Below are 19,999 nucleotides of genomic sequence, written 5' to 3'. Positions count from 1 at the left end.
GACAAGGAGTAGTAGTGGAGACCCGCTGGAATTAGAGAGCTGGCGGCCGGTGAAAGCCAGTCAGCAGGACCATGAACTCGCCTTTAGAGTCGCAAGCGTGAAGCATTGCAGATTAGCGCTTGCCGCCGATCTGCGTTAAAGACATAAGCCGAATGCCGTTTTGGTGGGCATTAATCTGGGTGGTACCGCGGGAAATAATCTCTCGTCCCAATTGATGGGGCGGGAGTTTTTTTAAATTTAATCATCAATTCAACAAGGAGGATGTTACAGATGAGCTTTGATCATCATCGAATTGAAAAAAAGTGGCAGACATACTGGGAAGAGAATCAGACCTTTCGCACAACTGAGGATCAAAATAAGCCGAAATTTTATGCGCTGGATATGTTTCCTTATCCGTCTGGAGCGGGGCTTCATGTCGGTCATCCGGAAGGCTATACCGCTACGGATATTTTGTCCCGCTACAAGCGGATGAAAGGCTACAATGTCCTTCATCCGATGGGCTGGGATGCCTTTGGATTGCCGGCAGAGCAATATGCGCTTGATACGGGAAATGACCCGGCACAATTTACTGAGCAGAATATTAACAATTTCCGCCGGCAAATTAAATCATTAGGGTTTTCCTATGATTGGGAACGGGAAATCAACACGACAGATCCTAACTATTACAAGTGGACTCAATGGATTTTCCTGCAGCTTTATAAAAAAGGCCTTGCATATGTGGATGAAGTGCCGGTGAACTGGTGCCCGGCGCTTGGTACGGTGCTGGCGAACGAGGAAGTCATCGACGGAAAAAGTGAGCGGGGAGGCCATCCGGTTGAACGTCGCCCGATGAAGCAGTGGATGTTAAAGATCACAGCCTATGCCGACCGGTTGCTTGAAGACTTAGAGGAGCTTGATTGGCCGGAAAGCATTAAAGAGATGCAGCGCCACTGGATCGGCCGTTCAGAAGGAGCGGAAGTCACCTTTGCGATCGCTGGACATAAGGATACATTTACGGTTTTCACAACGCGTCCTGATACCCTGTTTGGAGCGACTTACGCTGTGCTGGCTCCCGAGCATCCGCTTGTCAAAAAAATCACTACAGCGGAGAATCAGCAAGCAGTAGCTAATTATTTAGAGGAAGTCAAATCGAAAAGCGATTTAGAGCGCACCGATCTGGCTAAACATAAAACCGGTGTCTTCACTGGCGCCTACGCTATCAATCCAGTGAACGGCGAAAAAATGCCGATTTGGATTGCGGATTATGTCCTGATGAGCTATGGAACAGGATCCATCATGGCTGTGCCTGCTCACGATGAGCGCGACTATGAGTTTGCGAAGAAATTTAACCTGCCGATCAAAGCGGTCGTTGCTGGCGGAGATGTTGAAAAAGAAGCCTACACTGGCGACGGAAAACATATCAACTCCGATTTCTTAAACGGGCTGGGGAAAGAAGAAGCGATTGCCAAAATGATCGAGTGGCTGGAGGAGAAAGAAGTTGGCGCGAAAAAAGTGACATACCGGCTGCGGGATTGGCTGTTCAGCCGCCAGCGTTATTGGGGAGAACCGATTCCAATCATTCATTGGGAAGATGGTACGATGACACCCGTACCTGAATCAGAGCTGCCGCTTATGCTGCCGGAGACAACGGAAATTAAACCGAGCGGTACGGGGGAATCTCCGCTGGCGAATATTGAAGAGTGGGTAAATGTAGTTGACCCTGCAACAGGCAAAAAAGGCCGCCGCGAAACAAATACCATGCCGCAATGGGCGGGAAGCTGCTGGTACTATTTGCGTTATATCGACCCGAATAACACAGAAGCGCTGGCTGACCCGGAAAAGCTAAAGAAATGGCTGCCTGTGGATATTTACATCGGGGGAGCCGAGCATGCGGTTCTTCACTTATTATACGCTCGTTTTTGGCATAAAGTATTGTATGATCTTGGCATTGTGCCTACGAAAGAACCGTTCCAAAAGTTATTTAACCAAGGAATGATTCTTGGCGAAAACAACGAGAAAATGAGCAAATCGAAAGGGAATGTTGTGAACCCCGATGAGATTGTCAACAGTCACGGAGCTGACACTCTCCGCTTATATGAAATGTTTATGGGGCCTTTGGATGCCTCCATCGCTTGGTCGACAACTGGCGTAGATGGCGCTCGCCGCTTCCTTGACCGGGTATGGCGTTTAGTCGTCCAGGATAACGGAGAGCTTTCCGATAAAATAACGGAAACGGGAACAGAGCTGGAAAAGGTGTATCATCAAACAGTGAAAAAAGTAACGGAAGACTATGAGCATCTTCGCTTTAACACGGCAATTTCGCAAATGATGGTATTTGTTAACGAGGCATACAAAGCGGAAACATTGCCGAAACCATATATTGAAGGCTTCATTCAGCTGCTTTCTCCAATCGCCCCGCATATGACGGAAGAGCTATGGGAGAAGCTGGGGCATAATGAAACGATCAGCTACCATCCATGGCCGGAATTTGAGGAAAGCAAACTTGTGGATGATGAAGTGGAAATTGTCATTCAGATCAACGGCAAGTTGAAGGCTAAATTAATGATTGCCAAAGACGCCACTCGTGAAGAAATGGAGCAAACGGCGATGAACGAAGAAAAAGTGAAAGAGCAATTGGCGGGCAAAACAGTGCGCAAAGTCATTGCGGTACCGGGCAAATTAGTAAATATCGTGGCTAACTAAGACAAGGAGGTTTCCGATGAATCCGATTGAAATTATCACACCCGAAGAGCTCAAGCAGAAGCTAGAACAAGGAGAAAAGCTGGAAATTGTCGATGTCCGCGAAGATGAAGAAGTAGCCGGCGGAATGATTCCCGGCGCCAAACATATCGCTATGGGAACGATTCCTGAACATGTAGATCAATTCGAAAAAGGCAAGGAATATATTTTCGTTTGCCGTTCCGGACGCCGCAGCGAAAATGTCTGCTATTATATGCGAGAACAAGGCTTTAAAGTTCGAAACATGGTCGGCGGCATGCTGGAGTGGACAGGAAAAACGAAATGAACAGAAGAAGGAGCCGGTTCCATTTGGAAACCAGCTCCTTTTCGATTTATTCCGCATATCAGATGCCGCGAGACTTCCGCTTCAAGAATTTTCCCGCTACGAGGCTGCGTGGCAGCCTTTGCTCTTCTTTCATTATGTGAAAACTCACTTGAGGCAAAAAATGAACGCATAGCTCAGGGAGATCGAAGCATCCTATAAAAGATATTCATGTGAATATCGAATTTTATTTCATTTGAGGTGAGGGCATGAGTTATAAAGATCAATTAGATCCGCACTCTGAGCAGTTTCACCACAATTGGACAAGACCGAAACGAGCAAAGTCGCAAGTGAACGGCCATACAGAAGAATCTCAAAAAACCATCATTTTAAAACGTATGGCTAAAGCACATCGTTTTTCTTAACGGAACGAGGGCAGGAAAAAAGTTCACTTTTTTCCTGCTTTTTCACTTGGGTTGAGCGGCATTCAGGCCAGCAAGCCGGCCTGTTATAAAGGCGGAAGTAATATTATATCCCCCCGTGTAGCCGTGAATGTCCAGCACCTCGCCGCAAAAGTAGAGACCGGCCATTTTTTTGGAAGCCATTGTTTTGGGTTCAATTTCTTTAATGGAAACGCCGCCGCCTGTGACAAAGGCTTTTTCTAGAGGTAGAGTGCCATTGACAGTGAAACGGAAATCTTTACAAAGATGGACAAATCTCCGGATCTTTTCGGCAGCAATTCCGCTTGAAGCCATTTCCGTGTCGATCTCCGCTTGCTCAAGCAGGAATAATACGTATCGTTCAGGAAGAAAGCTCTTTAAACAGTTTTTGAGCGATTTCTTCGGATGATTTTTCACTAAGCGGCAGATTTCTTGAAAAAGCTGTTCTTCATTTTTAGCCGGGAGACTGTCAATCGCCATGATGACTTCCGGCCGTTTCGCTTTTTTTAACTCTTTCACGACAAACTGGCTGCAGCGGAGCACAGCTGGTCCAGAAATCCCAAAGTGGGTAAAGATCATATCCATCTGATGAGTAATGATTCCTTTTCCTTTTGAATTCAGCACGCTGAGGGCCACATTTCTTAAAGAAAGCCCTTGAAGGGTTTTCTTTTTAATGAATTCTTCATCGGATGTGACCGGGACTTCGGTCGGATAGAGTTCCGTGACGGTGTGGCCGGCTTTTTCGGCCCAAGGGTAGGCATCTCCTGTGGATCCGGTATGAGGAACAGAATTGCCTCCGGCGGCAACGATAACAGCTCGGCTGGCAATCACTTGCCCGTCCTTTAATTTCACGCCAACTGTGCGGCCGTTCCGATACAATATGTCGGCGACTGCAGTATTGACACGGACAGCTACTCCTAGCTCATCAATGCGTTTCAGCAAAGCATTGACGACCGATTGCGCTTTGTCGGATACCGGGAACATCCGGCCGTGATCCTCCTCTTTTAGCTGGATGCCGAGATCTTCAAAGAATCGGATAATGTCTTCATTATTAAAAATCGAAAACGCGCTGTATAAAAAACGGCCATTGCCCGGGATATGCCGAATGATTTCATCAGCCGGCAGCCGATTCGTTACATTGCAGCGCCCGCCGCCGGAAATGGCCAGCTTTCGTCCCAGCTTGCTTCCTTTGTCAAGGAGCAGCACTTGAGCTTTCTGTTCGGCAGCGGCTATGGCAGCCATCAGTCCGGAAGGTCCGCCGCCAATAACGATTACGTCAAAATCCATGTTATCACCTGCTTTTTCTTTACCAATTCTATTAATGGTAGAGGATCTTCATTAATTTTGTCAATGGAATGAAGAAGATTGAATAGTAACGCCAACTATTTTTCCATAAAAAATTGTCAGTCCTCTTTAAAAGAGGTAAACTGTGTGTTAGTGTTTACATTTTTCTTTAGTAGGAATGGAGAATAGGATCTGTATGTCTTCAAAGCTAATTAGAGGAACCTTTATTTTAACGCTGGGCACGTTTATCGCCAAGTTTCTGGGACTGTTTTATGTCATCCCATTTTATTCAATTGTTGGAGAAGAATCGGTTTCGCTTTATCAGTATGGCTATGTGCCTTATACGATATTCATCAGCATTGCCACAGCTGGTGTGCCGCTGGCTGTGTCGAAATTCATTGCTAAGTACAATGCGCTTGAAGAATACGCAGTCGGCAGGCGGCTGTTTCAATCGGGGCTTGTGCTTATGTTCCTTACAGGCTTCCTTTCGTTTGCTGTCATGTATGTTTTCGCTCCGTTTTTTGCGGAGTTAGTCGTATTGGATAAACAGCAAATCTATTCGATCGAAGAGGTAGCTTACGTGATTCGGGCAGTCAGCTTCGCCTTGATCATTGTGCCTTTTATGAGCTTGATGCGCGGCTTCTTCCAAGGGCATCAATCCATGGGTCCGTCCGCGGTATCCGTTGTTGTGGAGCAGATTGCCCGCATAGCTTTTGTGCTCATCGGCGCTTATGTTGTTATGAACATGTTAGACGGAAATGTCGTCAAGGCAATCGGCGTTGCCACCTTCGCGGCTTTTATCGGGGCGTTATTTGGCTTGCTTGTTCTGTCTTGGTATTGGCTGAAGCGCAAAAAAAGCATGGATTTGCTTCTTCAAAAGAACCGGGGCAAAGTCCAAGTCTCCCTTGTTGATATTTATAAAGAAATTATCGTGTATGCGATCCCGTTCGTATTTGTCGGTGTGGCGATGCCGCTTTATCAGCTCATTGATATGGCGACATTTAATCGCGCGATGACAGAGATTGGCCAGGCAAAAGTATCGGATACGCTGTTTGGAATATTAAATTTCAGCGCGCAGAAAATTGTCATTATCCCGGTATCTTTAGCGACGGCCTTTGCGATGACGCTCGTGCCGATTATCACAAACTCCTTTGTTTCCGGCGATTATCAAAAAATGAAACAGCAATTGAATCAAACATTTCAAGTGCTATTATTTTTGACTGTACCGGCAGTGATCGGCATTATGGTTTTGGCGGAACCGTTTTATACGGTGTTTTATGAGCATAGTGAAACGGGGACCGAAATTCTGCGCCATTATGCGCCGAGTGCGATTTTATTTGCTCTGTTTTCCGTGACAGCGGCGATTTTGCAAGGAATCAATGAACAGAGGTTTACAGTGCTGAGCTTACTCGTTGGGATTTTGCTGAAGCTAAGCTTGAATATTCCGTTTATCAAATGGTTTGAAACGGATGGAGCCATTTATGCTACGGCAGTCGGATACACAGCGTCTATTGTGATCAATTTATTTGTTATTCACTATTTTGCCGGCTATTCGCTGAAGTCAATGAAGAGAAGGTTTTGGCAAATAGTTATGTTTAATGCGATCATGGCGGCGGTCGTGTTGGCTGTTTATTCAGTGATTTCCCCGTGGTTTAATGAAGCGAGCAAAGGGCAGGGCATCTTGTTAATCGCGATTTGTGCGGCGATTGGAGCATCTGTTTATTTTTATCTCAGCCTTCGGTCTGGTGTGGCATCGGCTGTGTTCGGTTCTAAAATAGATAAGATCAAGAAAAAATTTAAAATATCCAGAGCATAATATGACCTTAGAACAAGCAGGCTTTCTTCTGGAGGAAGTCCTGCTTTTCTTCTATCTGAGGAGGGAGCGAATCATGGGGGATCCTTCGCGAATGAAGGGGATCGTTATGGTGCTGTTAAGCGCGGTGTTTTGGGGAGGTTCAGGTGCAGCGGCGCAATTTCTTTTTCAGCAGCAGAATGTAAGCGTGGAGTGGCTAGTAACCGTAAGATTGCTCATTTCTGGCTTCGTGCTTCTTAGCTGGGCGGCATGGAACACCAAATGGGCTGTTTTGGCTATTTGGAACGACCGCTTTAGCCGGGTATCGCTTCTATTATTCAGCCTTCTCGGGATGGTTGGGGTGCAGTATACGTTCTTTGAAGCGATTGCTAGCGGCAATGCCGCAACCGCGACGGTGCTACAATATTTAGCACCCGTGCTGATCGTTCTTTATTTCGCAATGCAATCGAAAGCTATGCCTGCTTTCAGGGAAGCGGCGGCCGTGTTTTTATCGCTGATTGGAACCTTCTTTCTTGTCACCGGCGGCCGCCTCGGCGAGCTGTCCATTTCCGGAACGGCATTATTTTGGGGGCTGGGTTCAGCCTTGGCCCTCGCTTTTTACACGGTATATCCGATTGAATTATTGAAGAGGTGGGGATCTATTGCAGTGGTCGGCTGGGCGATGACGCTGGGCGGAGTGATCTTCAGCTTCGTGCATCCCCCTTGGAACTTTGAAGGCGAGCCTTCTTTTTCTACTGTGGCCGCCATCTTATTTGTAGTCATTTTTGGAACGCTGATGGCTTTTTATTTCTACTTGGAAAGTTTGCGTTATTTGCGCCCGTCGGAAACGAGTCTGTTAGCCTGCGTGGAGCCATTATCTGCGGTTCTATTGTCGGTGCTGCTGTTGAATGTTGCTTTCGGCTTTGGGGAGTGGCTCGGAACATTATGCATCATCGCAACGGTGCTGATCCTGTCGCGTGTTAAAAAGGAGGCTTCTTATGAGAATTGATAAATTATTAGCGAATATTGGTTATGGCAGCCGCAAGGAAGTAAAGAAAATGCTGAAGGCTGGACAAGTGGCGGTGAATGAAGAGTTAGTGAAAGATGGTAAGCAGCATGTAAATCCGAAAGAGGACCGCATTCTCGTTCATGGAGAGGAAGTACATTATCGGGAGTTTATTTATTTGATGATGAATAAGCCGCCCGGTGTTATTTCAGCAACGGAAGACTTGAGGGAGGAAACGGTCATCGATTTGCTCGCTCACGAACATGCCGTGTTTGAACCGTTTCCTGTCGGACGGCTCGATAAGGATACGGAGGGGCTGCTGCTTCTCACCAATGACGGCAAGCTTTCCCATCGGCTGTTATCCCCGAAAAAGCATGTGCCGAAAACCTATTTTGCTGTCATTGAAGGGGAGGTGACGGCGGCTGATATCGAAGCGTTCCGGCGTGGAGTGACTTTAGATGATGGGTATGTCACGAAGCCGGGAGAACTTGTTATTGTAAAGAGCGGTTTGCACTCAGATATTGAACTGACCATCACCGAGGGGAAATTTCACCAGGTGAAGCGGATGTTTGCGGCTGTAGGTAAGCGTGTCGTTTATCTGAAGCGTTTATCCATGGGGCCTCTTCAGCTCGATGAGGAGCTTGAGCTGGGGGAATACCGTGAATTGCTGCCGAAAGAGCTTGAATTATTGATGGATCAGGAAAGCTGAAGAATCCCTTGCCGGAAGGCAAGGGATTCTTTGCTATACTATATTGACTTTTAAGAAGTCATTCGTACTTTCTTTTCTGTCGTTGTCCACTTGCCGCGACTTGGGCTGACGACCAAGTCGTTGTAGGCTAACACATTCAAATCGCGTTGAATGGTGCGAGGAGTGATGCCAAACTCATCTACAATTTCCTGTGTGGAAACAGTCCCGTTTTCCTTTATAAACATATAGACTGATTTAATCCGGTTTAGCATACGAGTTGTTGAAGGTTTCAAAAAACCACTCCCTCATCTTATTTCCATAGGCAATACAACAAGACGGCGGTTGAATGAGAAAACGAAGCTTCTCAAGATATATGTAATTCTTTTGTCGCAGACAGCTCCTTTACTAAATAGTTTAAGATGTCTGACAGTTGTATTTTACCTCATTCTTAATGATATTTCTAGAAAAACGATCAAATTAACTGAACTTTACATTTTTTTTACCTTCTTTTTACTTCGGCAGTAAGAACTTTCTCTTTTACCTATTTCCTTAATTATCGCCGTTTAAACGCTCATGCCGCATGAGGAGAATTTGAGGATGGTCTAATATGTTTTTTTTTAAGGCAGGTCAAGGTAGAATGTATATAGGAATTACAGGAAAGGAGAAAAGAAGATGGTGACCATTAATTGGAAACAGGAAGTGGAGAAGCATAAGGATGATCTGCTTCGCGATTTGCAGTCGCTCATTTCTATTAAAAGCGTGCTGGATGAGGAGCACGCCACGGTTGAGGCGCCTCTCGGAGAGCGCGTCAAAGAGGCGCTTGACTTTATGCTGGAGTTAGGAAAGAAGGATGGATTTAAAGCGAAAAACGTAGACAATCTGGCGGGGCACTTGGAATGCGGAGACGGCGAAGAGCTGCTTGGAATCCTGTGTCACGTGGATGTTGTGCCGGAAGGAGACGGCTGGACGGTTAATCCGTTCGGCGGCGAGATCCAAGACGGCAAAATTTTTGGCCGCGGAGCGATTGATGATAAAGGGCCGACCATGGCTGCCTATTATGCAATGAAAATTGTGAAAGAGCTAAGCACGACATTTCATAAGCGCGTGCGAATGATTATCGGAACGGATGAAGAAAGCGATTGGCGCTGCGTAGACCGCTACTTTCAGACGGAGGAAATGCCGTCGATCGGCTTTGCGCCGGATGCGGATTTTCCCATCATATTTGCGGAAAAGGGAATTGCTGATTTTGATGTCGTGATGGCTAAAGAAGCGAAGGAAAATGAGTCAGAGGCTGAGATCAACGTCCATTCCTTTGAATCAGGACGGCGTTATAACATGGTGCCGGATTATGCCAAAGCGATCGTAGCAGTAAATGGAGGGCAAACCGCGCTCTTGCAAAGATACAGTGATTTTGTGAGGGAGCATCAGCTAGATGGGCGCTACTACATTGATGGCGGCATGCTGGTTTTTGAAATGATCGGTGCTTCGGCTCATGGAATGGAGCCCGACCTTGGAAAGAATGCCGGGCTGTATTTAGCGGAATTTTTAGCGGAGGAGAATTTGGATTCGCAAGCTGCCCGCTTTTTTCAGCTGGCCAGTGAATGCTTCTTTAAAGATTCCCGCGGCAAAGCGCTGAATATCAAATATCGCGATGAGATCACAGGAGATTTGACCGTGAACGTTGGCAAGCTCTCTTATACGAAAGAGGATGGAGGGCGCTTCGGCTTAAATATGCGCTATCCGGTGACTTTTCCTTTTGAGGAGAAGAAGTCGTCATTAGTTAAGGAACTGAAGAGCCGCGGCTTCCGAATAGAAAACCTTTCTAATAGCCTGCCGCATCATGTCAATCGTAATGATCCGTTTATTCAAACACTGGCTTCCGTGTATGAGGAACAAACCGGCGAGAAGGCGGAGCTATTAGCCATCGGCGGCGGTACCTATGCCCGTTCACTGAAAACAGGTGTCGCTTACGGAGCGCTATTTCCAGGGCGTGCGGATGTCGCTCATCAAAAGAACGAATATATGTTTATTGAAGATTTATTAAAGGCGACAGCTATTTATGCCCAAGCGATTTGGGAATTGGCGGTTAAGCAATAAAGTGCAGCTTCAAACAGCGCAGGAGGGTTCTCCCTCGCTGCTGAAAAGAAGAACAAAGGTTGTCATTGCAGCGTCCTCCTGCAGCGCCTTTGTCATCTGCATCGTGCAGCCCCGGACGAATCTGTTCTCCTGCACCATTATGGAAGGGGCAAGATAAAGGCATCTTACATGCGGGATAAATAAGGCTGACTTATGAAGTCAGCCCCTTTATGCTTGAAACAAGTCGCTGGATAAATAGCGCTCTCCTGTGTCGCAGGCAATGCAAATAACCACTTCATTTTGTGATAAAGATTTTGCTGTCTGAATCGCTGCAAAACAGGCAGCGCCCGAAGAAGGGCCGACCAGAATGCCTTCCTCGCGGGCGAGCCGGCGGGCCGTCTCATAGGCTTCCTCATCTTTAATTTTGTAAATGTTATCATATACCTCTTCATTGAGTGTGTTCGGGATAAAGCCGGGACTTGTGCCGACGAGCTTGTGCTTTCCCGGTTTTCCGCCGGAAAGAACAGGTGAGCCGGCGGGCTCTGCGACATGCACTTTCACATCGGGAAAATGTTCTTTTAGCACTTCCCCCGTTCCCGTAATGGTGCCTCCTGTCCCAGCTGTCGCCACGAAGGCACCGAGACGCTTGCCGATTTGCTGAACAGCTTCAATGATTTCTAAAGCGGTCGTTTTCCGGTGGGCATCCGGGTTAGCTTCGTTATCAAATTGCATCGGAATAAAGCTGCCGGGGATGGCCGCAGCCAGTTCTTCCGCTTTCTTGATGGCGCCGGGCATTTTTTCTTTTCCGGTTGTCAGCACCACTTCGGCACCGTACGCTTTCAGAAGGTTAATCCGTTCCTTCGTCATCGTATCCGGCATAACGAGAATAGCTTTGTAGCCTCTGGCTGCGGCATTCATGGCCAGTCCGATGCCCGTGTTGCCGCTCGTAGGTTCAATGATCGTTGAACCTTTTTTTAATTTTCCGGATTTTTCCGCTTCAATAATCATATTAAAAGCGGCCCGGTCTTTCACGCTTTTGCTCGGATTAAAAAATTCGAGTTTTACATATACGTCCGCTCCCTCTTTAGGGGCGAGGCGGTTTAATTTAACTAAAGGAGTATCTCCAATCAATTCTGCGATGTTATGAACAGTCTTCAATAAAGGTTCATCCTTTCTGCTGTATTACTTTATTTTTATCATACATATTCATATTAATCCAATCAATGAGAAGGGGTTTATTGTTTGCTGAGAGTTTGTAGAAACCGTTTGGGTTTTGGTAAAATAGGAATAAACAGGTTGATGAAGGAGCGTGCCAATGAACCGACAACATTATTTTTTTGCACTGGCTTTGCCGCCGGAGAGTAAAAAACAATTGCATCAGCAATTTCTAAATCTTCATTTGCCTTTTGCTCGCCTTGTGCATGAACAGGATCTTCACTTAACGCTGGCTTTTTTAGGAGGGGCGGAAGAAGATCAGCTCAGCCGGGCATGCGGCTATGTGGCCGAGCGACTGGAGGGGTTCGGGACTTTCTCGCTTGCCGTTCAATCTTTCGGCTGTTTCGGAAGAGTTGACAGCCCGAGGATTTTCTGGGCAGGTGTCAAAGACAGCCCCCGGCTAATGAGCCTTCAGCAATCTGTTCAAGAGGCTTGTGGGAAGGCGGGGTTTCAGTTAGAAGCCCGTCCGTTTCGCCCGCATATTACTCTGGCGAGAAAATGGCGGGGAGAGGAGCCTTTTCAGCTTCCTGCGGCTTCGCCGATGATGGAATTTGCAGCAGAGAAGGTCGTGCTTTATAGAACGCATCTTGACCGCACGCCGAAGTATGAAGAAGCCCAAGCATTTGCGATCATTACATGAAAGGGATCAGTGAGTTATGGCACAGTTAATTAAGTTGCAAGATTACATCTCTCGTTATGAAATAGATGTGTACCGTTACCCGGCCCGCTTTATACGTTTGAAAATGCAACAATGGGAGAAAGTGAGAATCAATTGGGAACGGCAGCGCTGGCTGGATGATGAAGGAGAGAATCAGGAAGAAACTGAAGAGGAACCGGTGCAGCAAGGCATATTTACTAAGCTGAAGCTCATGCTTCATCGCCAAGATGAGCCTGAGATCGAACCGATTGTTGAGAAGCGGGAGAAACACTCGCTATTCGATATGAATAAGCTGTCTGCTTCTCAAAATTTAGAGGAATTGAAGCAGCTGTTTCTGGATCAGCTTTTCAACTTTCAAGTGAAATGGGCAAGCTCAACCATTCTGGAAAAATCCTATGTTGATTATAAATATTTTCATGATGAGCGCTTAAAATTTTTATTGCAGCGACTGCCCGATACGTTTTTGCTTCTCTATTATCCTGTATTAAGCTTAAAGAAGGCTCCAATGGAACTCGATATGATTCTCTTGACACCGACGGAGGCATGGTGCCTGACTTTTCTGGAGGAGGAAGACCAGGCGGTGTATATCGGGTCAAGCGAGCGGTTTTGGCAGAAGCGTTTCGCTGAGAAAGAAATGAGGATATTAAGTCCGATGCTGGCACTTAACCGAATGGAAACAGTGGTCAAAAGGCTGTTTTTAGAACAGGAAGTGGAACTGTCCATCCGGAAAGCAGTAATCTGCCGAAATGGATTTATTGACTATCCGAATGCACCTTTTGATTTGCAAGTGATCGATGAGCGCAGCTTCCCTTCGTGGTTTAACCAGCTGCGGCGAATGAGCTCGCCGCTGAAATTGAAACAGCTGAAGGCGGCGAAGTGCTTGCTGGATTTCGGACAGACAACGAGCGTCCGCCGTCCTGAATGGGAAGAGGAAGAGGATTTCGTCTTCAGCAGTGAAGCAAGCGAAAGAGAGAAGGAAGAGTTTAACTAATTGAACGGAGTGAGATCAATGCTGAATCGGCCTTTTCATGCCTATTTGGATCAGATGGACATCATTACGATCATACTTCCTCCCGCTTATTATAGCGGGCGATCGGATCGCTTTTTTCTCGAGCGCGGAGACGACATGCTGGAGCTTGAGGTGCTCGAAACAGATCAGGTGAAAGAGGGGATCAAGTACAGCTGCCGCTCCCCCATCCAGCCGGAATTTGGCCGCGCGCACACCATTTTAGATGAGCGCTTTATGCGGACAGATTTACAAATCGGCACTGTCGTTCGCACTCCGGAATTTGATGAAGCTTTTTATTATGGCGGGGCTGATTTAGGCGCCAGCTATACGCCGGAACGCACCTGCTTCCGCGTATGGGCGCCGACGGCTACGGAAGTGCTGCTGAAATATAAGCGGCAAAACAGCTCCGATGTGTCCTATTTGCCTATGACCCGCATTCGCCGGGGCGTATATGAAGCGGCGGTTGCGGCTGATTTAGAGGGGGCATGCTACCGGTATCATGTGTGCGTGAATAATCAATGGCATGAAACTGGTGATCCGTACGCCAAGGCTGTGTCGCTTCACAGTGAGTGGTCATGCATTATTGATGAGCGGAAAACAGCCGTTTTGCAGCATTCTCTTCCGCCGCTGTCTTCGCCGCTTGATGCAATTATTTATGAAGGCTCCATCCGTGATTTTTCGATGCATCCGGATAGCGGCGTCAAACAAAAAGGTAAGTATTTGGCTTTTACGGAAAGGCGTGCGGCGGGGATATCTTATTTAAAGGAGCTGGGCATCACTCACCTTGAATTGCTGCCGTTCAATGATTTTTACGGAATATCAGATATACGGCCGGATGCCAATTATAATTGGGGGTATAATCCCCTTTATTTTAATGTGCCCGAAGGCAGCTACAGCTCCAATCCTAAAGACCCCTATTGCCGAATCCGAGAGCTGAAAAACATGATTGAAGCCCTTCATCAGGCGGGGATCCGAGTGATTATGGATGCGGTGTACAATCATGTGTACATGAGAGAAACCTCCGACTTTGAAAGGCTCGTTCCGGGCTATTACTTTCGTCAGGACAGCTATGGCAGGCCTTCGAACGGTACAGGTGTCGGCAATGATTTCGCTTCTGAGCGCAAAATGGCGCGAAAGTTTATTCTTGATTCCCTTAAGTACTGGCTGACTGCTTATAATGTTGATGGCTTTCGCTTTGATTTAATGGGTATTTTGGATGTAGAGACGATGAAAGAAGCCTGTAAAATAGCGGATCGCTATAAACCCGGCTGTCTCCTCCTTGGGGAAGGATGGGAGCTAAACACAGCGCTGCCGAAAGAGAAAAAAGCAAATTTATCCAATCAGGCCCAGCTGCCCAATATTGCTCAATTTAATGATTGGTTCCGGGATGTAATTAAGGGGAGCACCTTTCATTTATATGATCGCGGGTATGCGCTTGGGAGGGAGTCACTAAGCTGTGAAGCGTTTCAGGTTGCCGGGGGCAGCATCGGGATCGGGGGGAGAGCTGGTTTATTTCTTGAACCGGGCCAATCCGTCAATTACGTGGAATCTCATGACAATTATACGCTATGGGATAAACTGGAGGCATGCTTTCCCGAAGAACTAGAGAAAAATAAAAAAAGGCACCGGCTGGCAACAGCGTTCGTTTTGCTGTCTCAAGGGATTCCTTTTCTTCATAGCGGGCAAGAATTTTTCCGCACGAAATACGGGGTGGAGAACAGCTATGCGAGTCCTGATGCGGTTAATCAGCTTGATTGGAACCGGAAAGAGGAGAATCGAGCCAGCGTGGAGTACATCAAAGGGTTGATTCAAGTAAGGAAGGAGCACCAAGCATTCAGGCTGCGAACGGCTCAAGAGATTCGCCGCCATTTAAAAAAGGGCTCGGAAGACCATGGGCCGCTTGTCCTGCTGCTGACCGATGTGGGAGCGTACGGGCCGTGGCAGGAAATCATGCTGATATTTCATCCGTCGGAGCATAAGAGCAAGGCAGCTTTGCCATCGAGAGCTACTCCGTGGCAAGTAATCGTTTCGGGCGCATCTGCCGGAATTGAAGCTATAGCCGAAAGGACGGATTTTATTGAAGTGGAACCGATCAGCTGTGCGGTATGTGTCCGATGAATATTCTTTGATATACCCGTAGCCGAATCGATTATTTCATGTTAAAATACAATATAACTTTTCTAAAGAATTCAAGCTGGTAGCAAACGATACCGTTCTGTCTATCACTGGGGGATAGCTATTGTTTAAGCGTTTAATAGCTGTCTTTTTTGTTCCTGTTATAAAGGGGCAGCTAAACAAAAATGAAGGTGAGTACAGTTGGAACATATATTTGGACGAGAATGGGAAATTACTCCTGCCGGTGGAGTAACTGGGAAGGCGTATTTTGCCAGGAACGGCGGACAGCAACTATTTTTAAAAAAGAATTCATCCCCTTTTTTAGCGGTTTTGTCGGCTGAAGGCATTGTTCCGAAGCTCATTTGGACAAAGCGCTTAGAGAATGGAGATGTAATTTCTGCCCAGCACTGGCTTGATGGCAGGGAATTGAAGCCGCACGAGATGGCGAAACCGCGCGTTGCCAAGCTAATGTGCAAAATCCATTCTTCGCAGCCGCTGCTTTCCATGCTCGAAAAGCTCGGAAAAAAGCCGTCTTCTCCGGAAATGATTATGTCGGCTCTCGCGAATCGTCTAGATGAAGAGGTGTCCGGCTGCTCGGAAGTGCAATCGGCGCTGCGCTTTTTAAAAAGCCGAATCGGAGAAGTCACACACGGCGATTATGTCGTTTGCCACGGCGATGTCAATCATAATAACTGGCTTTTGTCTGCAGATAACCAGCTGTATTTAATCGATTGGGACGGGGCTATGATCGGCGACCCGGCCATTGATCTGGGAATGCTTTTATATAAGTATGTAGAGAAGGACGAGTGGCAAGCATGGCTTTCCCAATACGGTCTCACCTACACGCCGCATTTGGAGCTGAGAATGAAGTGGTATGTGCTCGCGCAGATCTTATTAGCGATTCAATGGGACAAAGAGGAAAAACGCTTGTCTGAGATGCGTGCAGGACTGGCTGATATACGGGCTATTCTAGAAGGATCATCGCCTGCTTGCTAGCGCTCTTGATGGAAAAAGGGGAGTCCGGCTGCGGGCTCCCCTTTTGCACGATGCCGGTTTTTGCAGGCTGAGACCGGCATCAGGGAAAATGTGAAGAAAAATTGTTAAATGAGGTGTCACCATGCGTTTGAGAAATAAACCATGGGCTCGGGAAAAAATTGCAGCCCATCCGCAATATGTTGTGCCTAATCCTGAAGAGCATAAGGGAAGATGGGACGATGTCTTTGGCAATCATCATCCTTTATATATTGAAGTGGGAACCGGCAAGGGCCAATTTATTACAGAAATGGCCAAGGCTCATCCGGAAATTAATTTTATAGGAATTGAATTGTACGAAAGCGTCATCGTCACAGCTTTGGACCGGCTCATTGAAGCGGATCTTCCCAATCTTAAATTGCTGAATGCAGACGCTAAAAACGTAGCTGATTATTTTGCTAAAGGCGATGTGGACCGCGTGTATTTGAATTTTTCAGACCCGTGGCCGAAAAAACGTCATGAAAAGCGCCGGCTTGTACATGAATCCTTTTTAAAGCTATATGAAGCCATTATGCCCGAGGGTGGAGAAATTCATTTCAAAACAGATAACCAAGGACTGTTTGAATACTCACTGAAAAGCTATTCGGAGTACGGATTGCTTTTAACCTATGTCAGTCTGGATTTGCACAGCAGTGATTTTGAAGGCAACATCATGACGGAATATGAAGAAAAATTTTCAGCGAAGGGACATAGAATCTATCGTTCCGAGGCCAAGTTTCGCTGAAGAATAAAAAGGTTGGCTCCAGCGGCTAGTCCAGATCAATGGGTTTTTCATTAAATTGAACCAACAAAGAGCGGGGGGCTTTCATCCCCCGCTCTTTGTCAGATAAATGAATCAGGCATCTTGCGTGCGGAATTGAGAAAACCGGAGGGAAAATCCAGCTTTTATCATTTTCCGACAGAAGCCTCCCGCTTCAGGGAACGGGGGCAGCCTGCTAAGATAACTGCGGCGGCAGTTCAAGAGACGAATTCGGCAGGATCCAGGCAAGTTCGCATTATTGTCGGAATAGTGCTACAATTAAGGCGGACTGCAGGGAAGGGAGGAAGAATAATGGAAGAACTGAAAGCGGGGGGAATAACCTTGACGTGGCTGAATGGAGGCGTCACGCATATGGATGGCGGTGCTATGTTCGGGGTCGTGCCCAAGCCGCTATGGTCGCGCAAGTATGCTTATAATGAAAAAAATCAGATCGAGCTAAGGACGGATCCGATCTTCTTTCAATTGGAAGGAAAAAACATTTTGATTGAATCGGGCATCGGCAATGGGCGGCTGACCGACAAACAAAAAAGAAATTACGGAGTGACGGAAGAATCCCGCGTCGAGGAGTGCTTGAAGAAGCTGGGTTTAACACCGGCGGAAATCGATATTGTCCTCATGACTCACATGCATTTTGATCATGTGCTCGGACTGACGAAAACGGTGGAAGGAAAGCTGTCATCCGTTTTTCCGAACGCAGTTATTTATACATCTGAAACAGAGTGGAACGAAATGAGGAATCCCAATATCCGTTCCCAAAATACGTATTGGAAAGAAAATTGGGAAGCGATCGCTGATCAAGTGCAAACCTTTACTGATGAATTAGAAGTCATCAAGGGCGTCAGGATGATACACACGGGCGGCCATAGCCAAGGACATTCGATTATCATTATTGAAAGCGGCGGTGAAACTTTCATTCATATGGCAGATTTAATGCCGACTCATGCCCATCAAAATGTATTATGGGTACTCGCTTACGATGACTATCCGATGGACTCGATTGCCGCAAAACAGAAGTATCTTCCGCCCGCTATGAAAAGCGGATCTTGGTTTATATTCTACCATGATGCAGTGTACAGAGCGGTCAGATGGAATGAAAACGGAGAATTGCTGGATTCGCTGCAGCGAAAGTCATCCGTTATGTAGCCATATAGAAAGAGCAGGGGATCTCTTGGCGGAAATAGTGCCCCCTGCTTTGTTTTTACTTCGTCTTATACACATCCATGATCGTGCCGGTGCGGGAATCCGCGATAAATTCATATTGCTCTCGCTGATCGCCGACGATCCGGGAGATGCCGCCTTTGTATACCATTTTGTCCATTCCTGTCTTCTTGAGCGGTTCTGGTTTCATTTTGACCCAGGATCCATCGATCGACCCTTCCTCTTTAAAAGCTTCTTTTACCTCTTTCAATGCTTTCTCAGCGGATACATAGGTGCAAGAGGCTACATTTTTTTGTACCAGTAATGCTCCGGCCGCGCCAGCCGCCGCCCCTAAAAATAAAGTCCCCCAATGAATTTTCATCTATCTCACTCCTAATTTAATAGATTATCACTAGTATACAGCAATTTTAAATTTAATAGAAATTTCTGCTTTTAGCGCCACTAATGCCACGGCCGTGCCAGCCGCCGCCCCTAACAACAAAGTGCCCCAATGAATTTTCATCTATCTCACTCCTAATTTAATAGACTATCACTAGTATACAGTAACTCTTAAATTAATAGAAACTTTTGCTTCGATTGTCAGCCTGCTTCCTTTCTCCTTCCAGCTGGCAGGCGGGCACGAATTTCTGTAAGATAAGAGATAAGCCAACAAAGGCAGACTCATCACAAAAAGGGAGAGTTAAGGATGAATAATGAGACGTTGGAACTGTTTAGAACTTTAACGGAGCTGCCCGGTGCGTCCGGCAACGAGCATCAAGTGCGGGCGTTTATGAGAAAGCAATTAACACCCTATGCAGATGAAATTATTCAAGACGGGCTTGGGAGTATTTTTGGCTTAAAAAAAGGAAACGAAGCGGGTCCAACCATCATGGTCGCCGGGCATATGGATGAAGTCGGCTTTATGGTCACCTCTATTACAGAGAACGGAATGATTCGTTTTCAGCCGCTTGGAGGATGGTGGAATCAAGTCCTTTTAGCGCAGCGGGTGGAGATTATCACGGCCCATGGTCCGGTAACAGGTGTCATCGGCTCCATTCCGCCTCATTTATTAAGTGCGGCTCAGCGCAAAAAGCCGATGGAGATTAAAAACATGCTGATTGATATTGGAGCAGATGACAAGGAAGACGCCCAAAAGATAGGCATTAAGCCAGGTCAGCAAATTGTCCCGGCTTCGGCGTTCACACCGATGGCTAATGAAAAGAAAATTCTAGCTAAAGCATGGGATAACCGCTACGGCTGCGGCTTGGCCATTGAATTGCTGAAAGAGCTTAAAGACGAAAAATTGCCGAATATGCTGTATTCAGGCGCCACTGTTCAAGAGGAAGTCGGATTGCGCGGAGCTCAGACGGCTGCGGATTTGATTCAGCCTGATCTTTTCTTTGCTCTCGATGCCAGTCCGGCCAATGACATGTCAGGAGACAAAACACAGTTTGGCCAGCTCGGCAAAGGAGCGCTCTTGCGTATTTTTGACCGGACGATGGTCACTCATCGCGGCATGCGCGAATTTGTTCTTGATACAGCGGAAAGTCGTAATATTCCGTATCAATACTTTATTTCTCAAGGAGGCACCGATGCCGGCCGCGTCCATATATCCAATCAAGGCGTACCAAGTGCTGTAATAGGCATTTGCTCGCGCTATATTCATACGCATGCCTCGATCATTCACGTTGATGACTATGCGGCAGCAAAGGAATTGCTTATTCACCTCGTAAAAGCCAGTGACAAATCAACGGTAGATCAGATCAAAGCGGAAAGCTAACAAAAAATAATGGAGAATGGGAGCTTT

The 19,999-nt window shown here is 46.8% G+C and carries 19 protein-coding genes and 1 other annotated feature (1 of these 20 running past the window's edge); of the genes, 15 read left to right on the top strand and 4 right to left on the bottom strand.

Going from position 1 to position 19,999, the window contains the following annotated elements; all coding sequences use genetic code 11:
- Positions 1-213 (top strand) — a binding site (T-box leader) (it extends 11 nt beyond the left edge of the window).
- Positions 214-270: 57 nt separating this feature from the next.
- The 3 genes from leuS (at position 271) to CEF20_RS11230 (ending at position 3,405) form a co-directional block, all read left to right on the top strand.
- A complete protein-coding gene (gene leuS, locus CEF20_RS11240) occupies positions 271-2,682 on the top strand; it encodes a leucine--tRNA ligase (RefSeq protein WP_100331897.1) in 2,412 nt (803 codons plus the stop codon).
- Between the two features lie 16 nt (positions 2,683-2,698).
- The gene (locus CEF20_RS11235; RefSeq protein ID WP_100331896.1) at positions 2,699-3,004 is read left to right on the top strand and encodes a rhodanese-like domain-containing protein; all 306 of its coding nucleotides are present in this window, start codon (positions 2,699-2,701) and stop codon (positions 3,002-3,004) included.
- A gap of 245 nt (positions 3,005-3,249) precedes the next feature.
- Positions 3,250-3,405, top strand: a complete 156-nt coding sequence (locus CEF20_RS11230) for a YpzG family protein (protein WP_100331895.1) — start codon at positions 3,250-3,252, stop codon at positions 3,403-3,405.
- Between the two features lie 42 nt (positions 3,406-3,447).
- Here the strand turns inward: CEF20_RS11230 and CEF20_RS11225 are convergent, their stop codons facing one another.
- Positions 3,448-4,707: a BaiN/RdsA family NAD(P)/FAD-dependent oxidoreductase gene (locus CEF20_RS11225; protein ID WP_100331894.1), complete on the bottom strand. Its 1,260-nt coding sequence runs from the start codon at positions 4,705-4,707 to the stop codon at positions 3,448-3,450.
- A gap of 193 nt (positions 4,708-4,900) precedes the next feature.
- On the opposite strand from CEF20_RS11225, the gene CEF20_RS11220 reads away from it, so the two are divergent.
- From CEF20_RS11220 to CEF20_RS11210, 3 genes are all read left to right on the top strand, one after another.
- Positions 4,901-6,520, top strand: coding sequence for a putative polysaccharide biosynthesis protein (locus tag CEF20_RS11220; RefSeq protein ID WP_100331893.1), 1,620 nt, complete (start codon positions 4,901-4,903; stop codon positions 6,518-6,520).
- Between the two features lie 73 nt (positions 6,521-6,593).
- Positions 6,594-7,505, top strand: a complete 912-nt coding sequence (locus CEF20_RS11215; protein ID WP_100331892.1) for a DMT family transporter — start codon at positions 6,594-6,596, stop codon at positions 7,503-7,505.
- Positions 7,495-8,211: a pseudouridine synthase gene (locus tag CEF20_RS11210; protein WP_100331891.1), complete on the top strand. Its 717-nt coding sequence runs from the start codon at positions 7,495-7,497 to the stop codon at positions 8,209-8,211. The genes CEF20_RS11215 and CEF20_RS11210 overlap by 11 nt, the downstream gene beginning before the upstream one ends.
- Positions 8,212-8,261: 50 nt before the next feature.
- Here the strand turns inward: CEF20_RS11210 and CEF20_RS11205 are convergent, their stop codons facing one another.
- A complete protein-coding gene (locus CEF20_RS11205; RefSeq protein WP_100331890.1) occupies positions 8,262-8,483 on the bottom strand; it encodes a DeoR family transcriptional regulator in 222 nt (73 codons plus the stop codon).
- Positions 8,484-8,862: 379 nt separating this feature from the next.
- Between CEF20_RS11205 and pepV the strand changes: the two genes are divergently transcribed.
- Both pepV and CEF20_RS17100 read left to right on the top strand, forming a co-directional pair.
- Complete coding sequence (pepV, locus tag CEF20_RS11200; protein WP_100331889.1) at positions 8,863-10,287, top strand: dipeptidase PepV; 1,425 nt, start codon at positions 8,863-8,865, stop codon at positions 10,285-10,287.
- A complete protein-coding gene (locus CEF20_RS17100) occupies positions 10,250-10,444 on the top strand; it encodes a hypothetical protein (RefSeq protein WP_157796257.1) in 195 nt (64 codons plus the stop codon). The genes pepV and CEF20_RS17100 overlap by 38 nt, the downstream gene beginning before the upstream one ends.
- Before the next feature lie 50 nt (positions 10,445-10,494).
- Here CEF20_RS17100 and cysK read toward each other — a convergent pair whose 3' ends face one another.
- The gene (gene cysK, locus CEF20_RS11195) at positions 10,495-11,424 is read right to left on the bottom strand and encodes a cysteine synthase A (RefSeq protein WP_100331888.1); all 930 of its coding nucleotides are present in this window, start codon (positions 11,422-11,424) and stop codon (positions 10,495-10,497) included.
- A 157-nt stretch (positions 11,425-11,581) separates the two neighbouring features.
- On the opposite strand from cysK, the gene thpR reads away from it, so the two are divergent.
- The 6 genes from thpR (at position 11,582) to CEF20_RS11165 (ending at position 18,198) form a co-directional block, all read left to right on the top strand.
- Positions 11,582-12,121 carry an RNA 2',3'-cyclic phosphodiesterase gene (gene thpR, locus CEF20_RS11190; RefSeq protein WP_100331887.1) on the top strand — a complete coding sequence of 180 codons (540 nt, stop codon included), beginning with the start codon at positions 11,582-11,584 and terminating at the stop codon, positions 12,119-12,121.
- Between the two features lie 16 nt (positions 12,122-12,137).
- Positions 12,138-13,130 (top strand): hypothetical protein, encoded by a 993-nt coding sequence (locus CEF20_RS11185; protein ID WP_100331886.1) that lies wholly within the window; start codon positions 12,138-12,140, stop codon positions 13,128-13,130.
- A gap of 18 nt (positions 13,131-13,148) precedes the next feature.
- Entirely contained in the window at positions 13,149-15,266 is a 2,118-nt protein-coding gene (pulA, locus tag CEF20_RS11180) for a type I pullulanase (RefSeq protein WP_100332091.1), read from the top strand.
- A gap of 198 nt (positions 15,267-15,464) precedes the next feature.
- A complete protein-coding gene (locus tag CEF20_RS11175; protein ID WP_100331885.1) occupies positions 15,465-16,259 on the top strand; it encodes a phosphotransferase family protein in 795 nt (264 codons plus the stop codon).
- 121 nt (positions 16,260-16,380) lie between these two features.
- Entirely contained in the window at positions 16,381-17,019 is a 639-nt protein-coding gene (gene trmB / locus CEF20_RS11170; protein WP_100331884.1) for a tRNA (guanosine(46)-N7)-methyltransferase TrmB, read from the top strand.
- A 327-nt stretch (positions 17,020-17,346) separates the two neighbouring features.
- Positions 17,347-18,198 carry a YtnP family quorum-quenching lactonase gene (locus CEF20_RS11165; protein ID WP_100332090.1) on the top strand — a complete coding sequence of 284 codons (852 nt, stop codon included), beginning with the start codon at positions 17,347-17,349 and terminating at the stop codon, positions 18,196-18,198.
- Positions 18,199-18,253: 55 nt separating this feature from the next.
- Here CEF20_RS11165 and CEF20_RS11160 read toward each other — a convergent pair whose 3' ends face one another.
- On the bottom strand, positions 18,254-18,574 hold the full coding sequence (locus CEF20_RS11160) for a PepSY domain-containing protein (protein WP_100331883.1): 321 nt from the start codon (positions 18,572-18,574) through the stop codon (positions 18,254-18,256).
- 324 nt (positions 18,575-18,898) lie between these two features.
- Here CEF20_RS11160 and CEF20_RS11155 point away from each other — a divergent pair, with 324 nt between their 5' ends.
- On the top strand, positions 18,899-19,972 hold the full coding sequence (locus tag CEF20_RS11155) for a M42 family metallopeptidase (protein WP_100331882.1): 1,074 nt from the start codon (positions 18,899-18,901) through the stop codon (positions 19,970-19,972).
- Positions 19,973-19,999: the final 27 nt, after the last annotated feature.

The organism is Bacillus xiapuensis (genome assembly GCF_002797355.1).
GTDB lineage: Bacteria > Bacillota > Bacilli > Bacillales > Domibacillaceae > Bacillus_CE > Bacillus_CE xiapuensis.
The sequence above is the reverse complement of the archived record's forward strand: the minus strand, read 5'-3'. Positions and strand labels throughout refer to the sequence as shown.

Bases quoted from the DNA above. Each gene is read 5' to 3' on its own strand.
- CEF20_RS11215 (WP_100331892.1), top strand. From the start codon at position 6,594: ATGGGGGATCCTTCGCGAATGAAGGGGATCGTTATGGTGCTGTTAAGC.
- pepV (WP_100331889.1), top strand. From the start codon at position 8,863: ATGGTGACCATTAATTGGAAACAGGAAGTGGAGAAGCATAAGGATGAT.
- CEF20_RS17100 (WP_157796257.1), top strand. From the start codon at position 10,250: ATGCCCAAGCGATTTGGGAATTGGCGGTTAAGCAATAAAGTGCAGCTT.
- CEF20_RS11220 (WP_100331893.1), top strand. From the start codon at position 4,901: ATGTCTTCAAAGCTAATTAGAGGAACCTTTATTTTAACGCTGGGCACG.
- CEF20_RS11185 (WP_100331886.1), top strand. From the start codon at position 12,138: ATGGCACAGTTAATTAAGTTGCAAGATTACATCTCTCGTTATGAAATA.
- leuS (WP_100331897.1), top strand. From the start codon at position 271: ATGAGCTTTGATCATCATCGAATTGAAAAAAAGTGGCAGACATACTGG.
- CEF20_RS11165 (WP_100332090.1), top strand. From the start codon at position 17,347: ATGGAAGAACTGAAAGCGGGGGGAATAACCTTGACGTGGCTGAATGGA.
- thpR (WP_100331887.1), top strand. From the start codon at position 11,582: ATGAACCGACAACATTATTTTTTTGCACTGGCTTTGCCGCCGGAGAGT.
- CEF20_RS11210 (WP_100331891.1), top strand. From the start codon at position 7,495: ATGAGAATTGATAAATTATTAGCGAATATTGGTTATGGCAGCCGCAAG.
- CEF20_RS11155 (WP_100331882.1), top strand. From the start codon at position 18,899: ATGAATAATGAGACGTTGGAACTGTTTAGAACTTTAACGGAGCTGCCC.
- pulA (WP_100332091.1), top strand. From the start codon at position 13,149: ATGCTGAATCGGCCTTTTCATGCCTATTTGGATCAGATGGACATCATT.
- CEF20_RS11225 (WP_100331894.1), bottom strand. From the start codon at position 4,707: ATGGATTTTGACGTAATCGTTATTGGCGGCGGACCTTCCGGACTGATG.
- CEF20_RS11160 (WP_100331883.1), bottom strand. From the start codon at position 18,574: ATGAAAATTCATTGGGGGACTTTATTTTTAGGGGCGGCGGCTGGCGCG.
- trmB (WP_100331884.1), top strand. From the start codon at position 16,381: ATGCGTTTGAGAAATAAACCATGGGCTCGGGAAAAAATTGCAGCCCAT.
- CEF20_RS11230 (WP_100331895.1), top strand. From the start codon at position 3,250: ATGAGTTATAAAGATCAATTAGATCCGCACTCTGAGCAGTTTCACCAC.
- CEF20_RS11235 (WP_100331896.1), top strand. From the start codon at position 2,699: ATGAATCCGATTGAAATTATCACACCCGAAGAGCTCAAGCAGAAGCTA.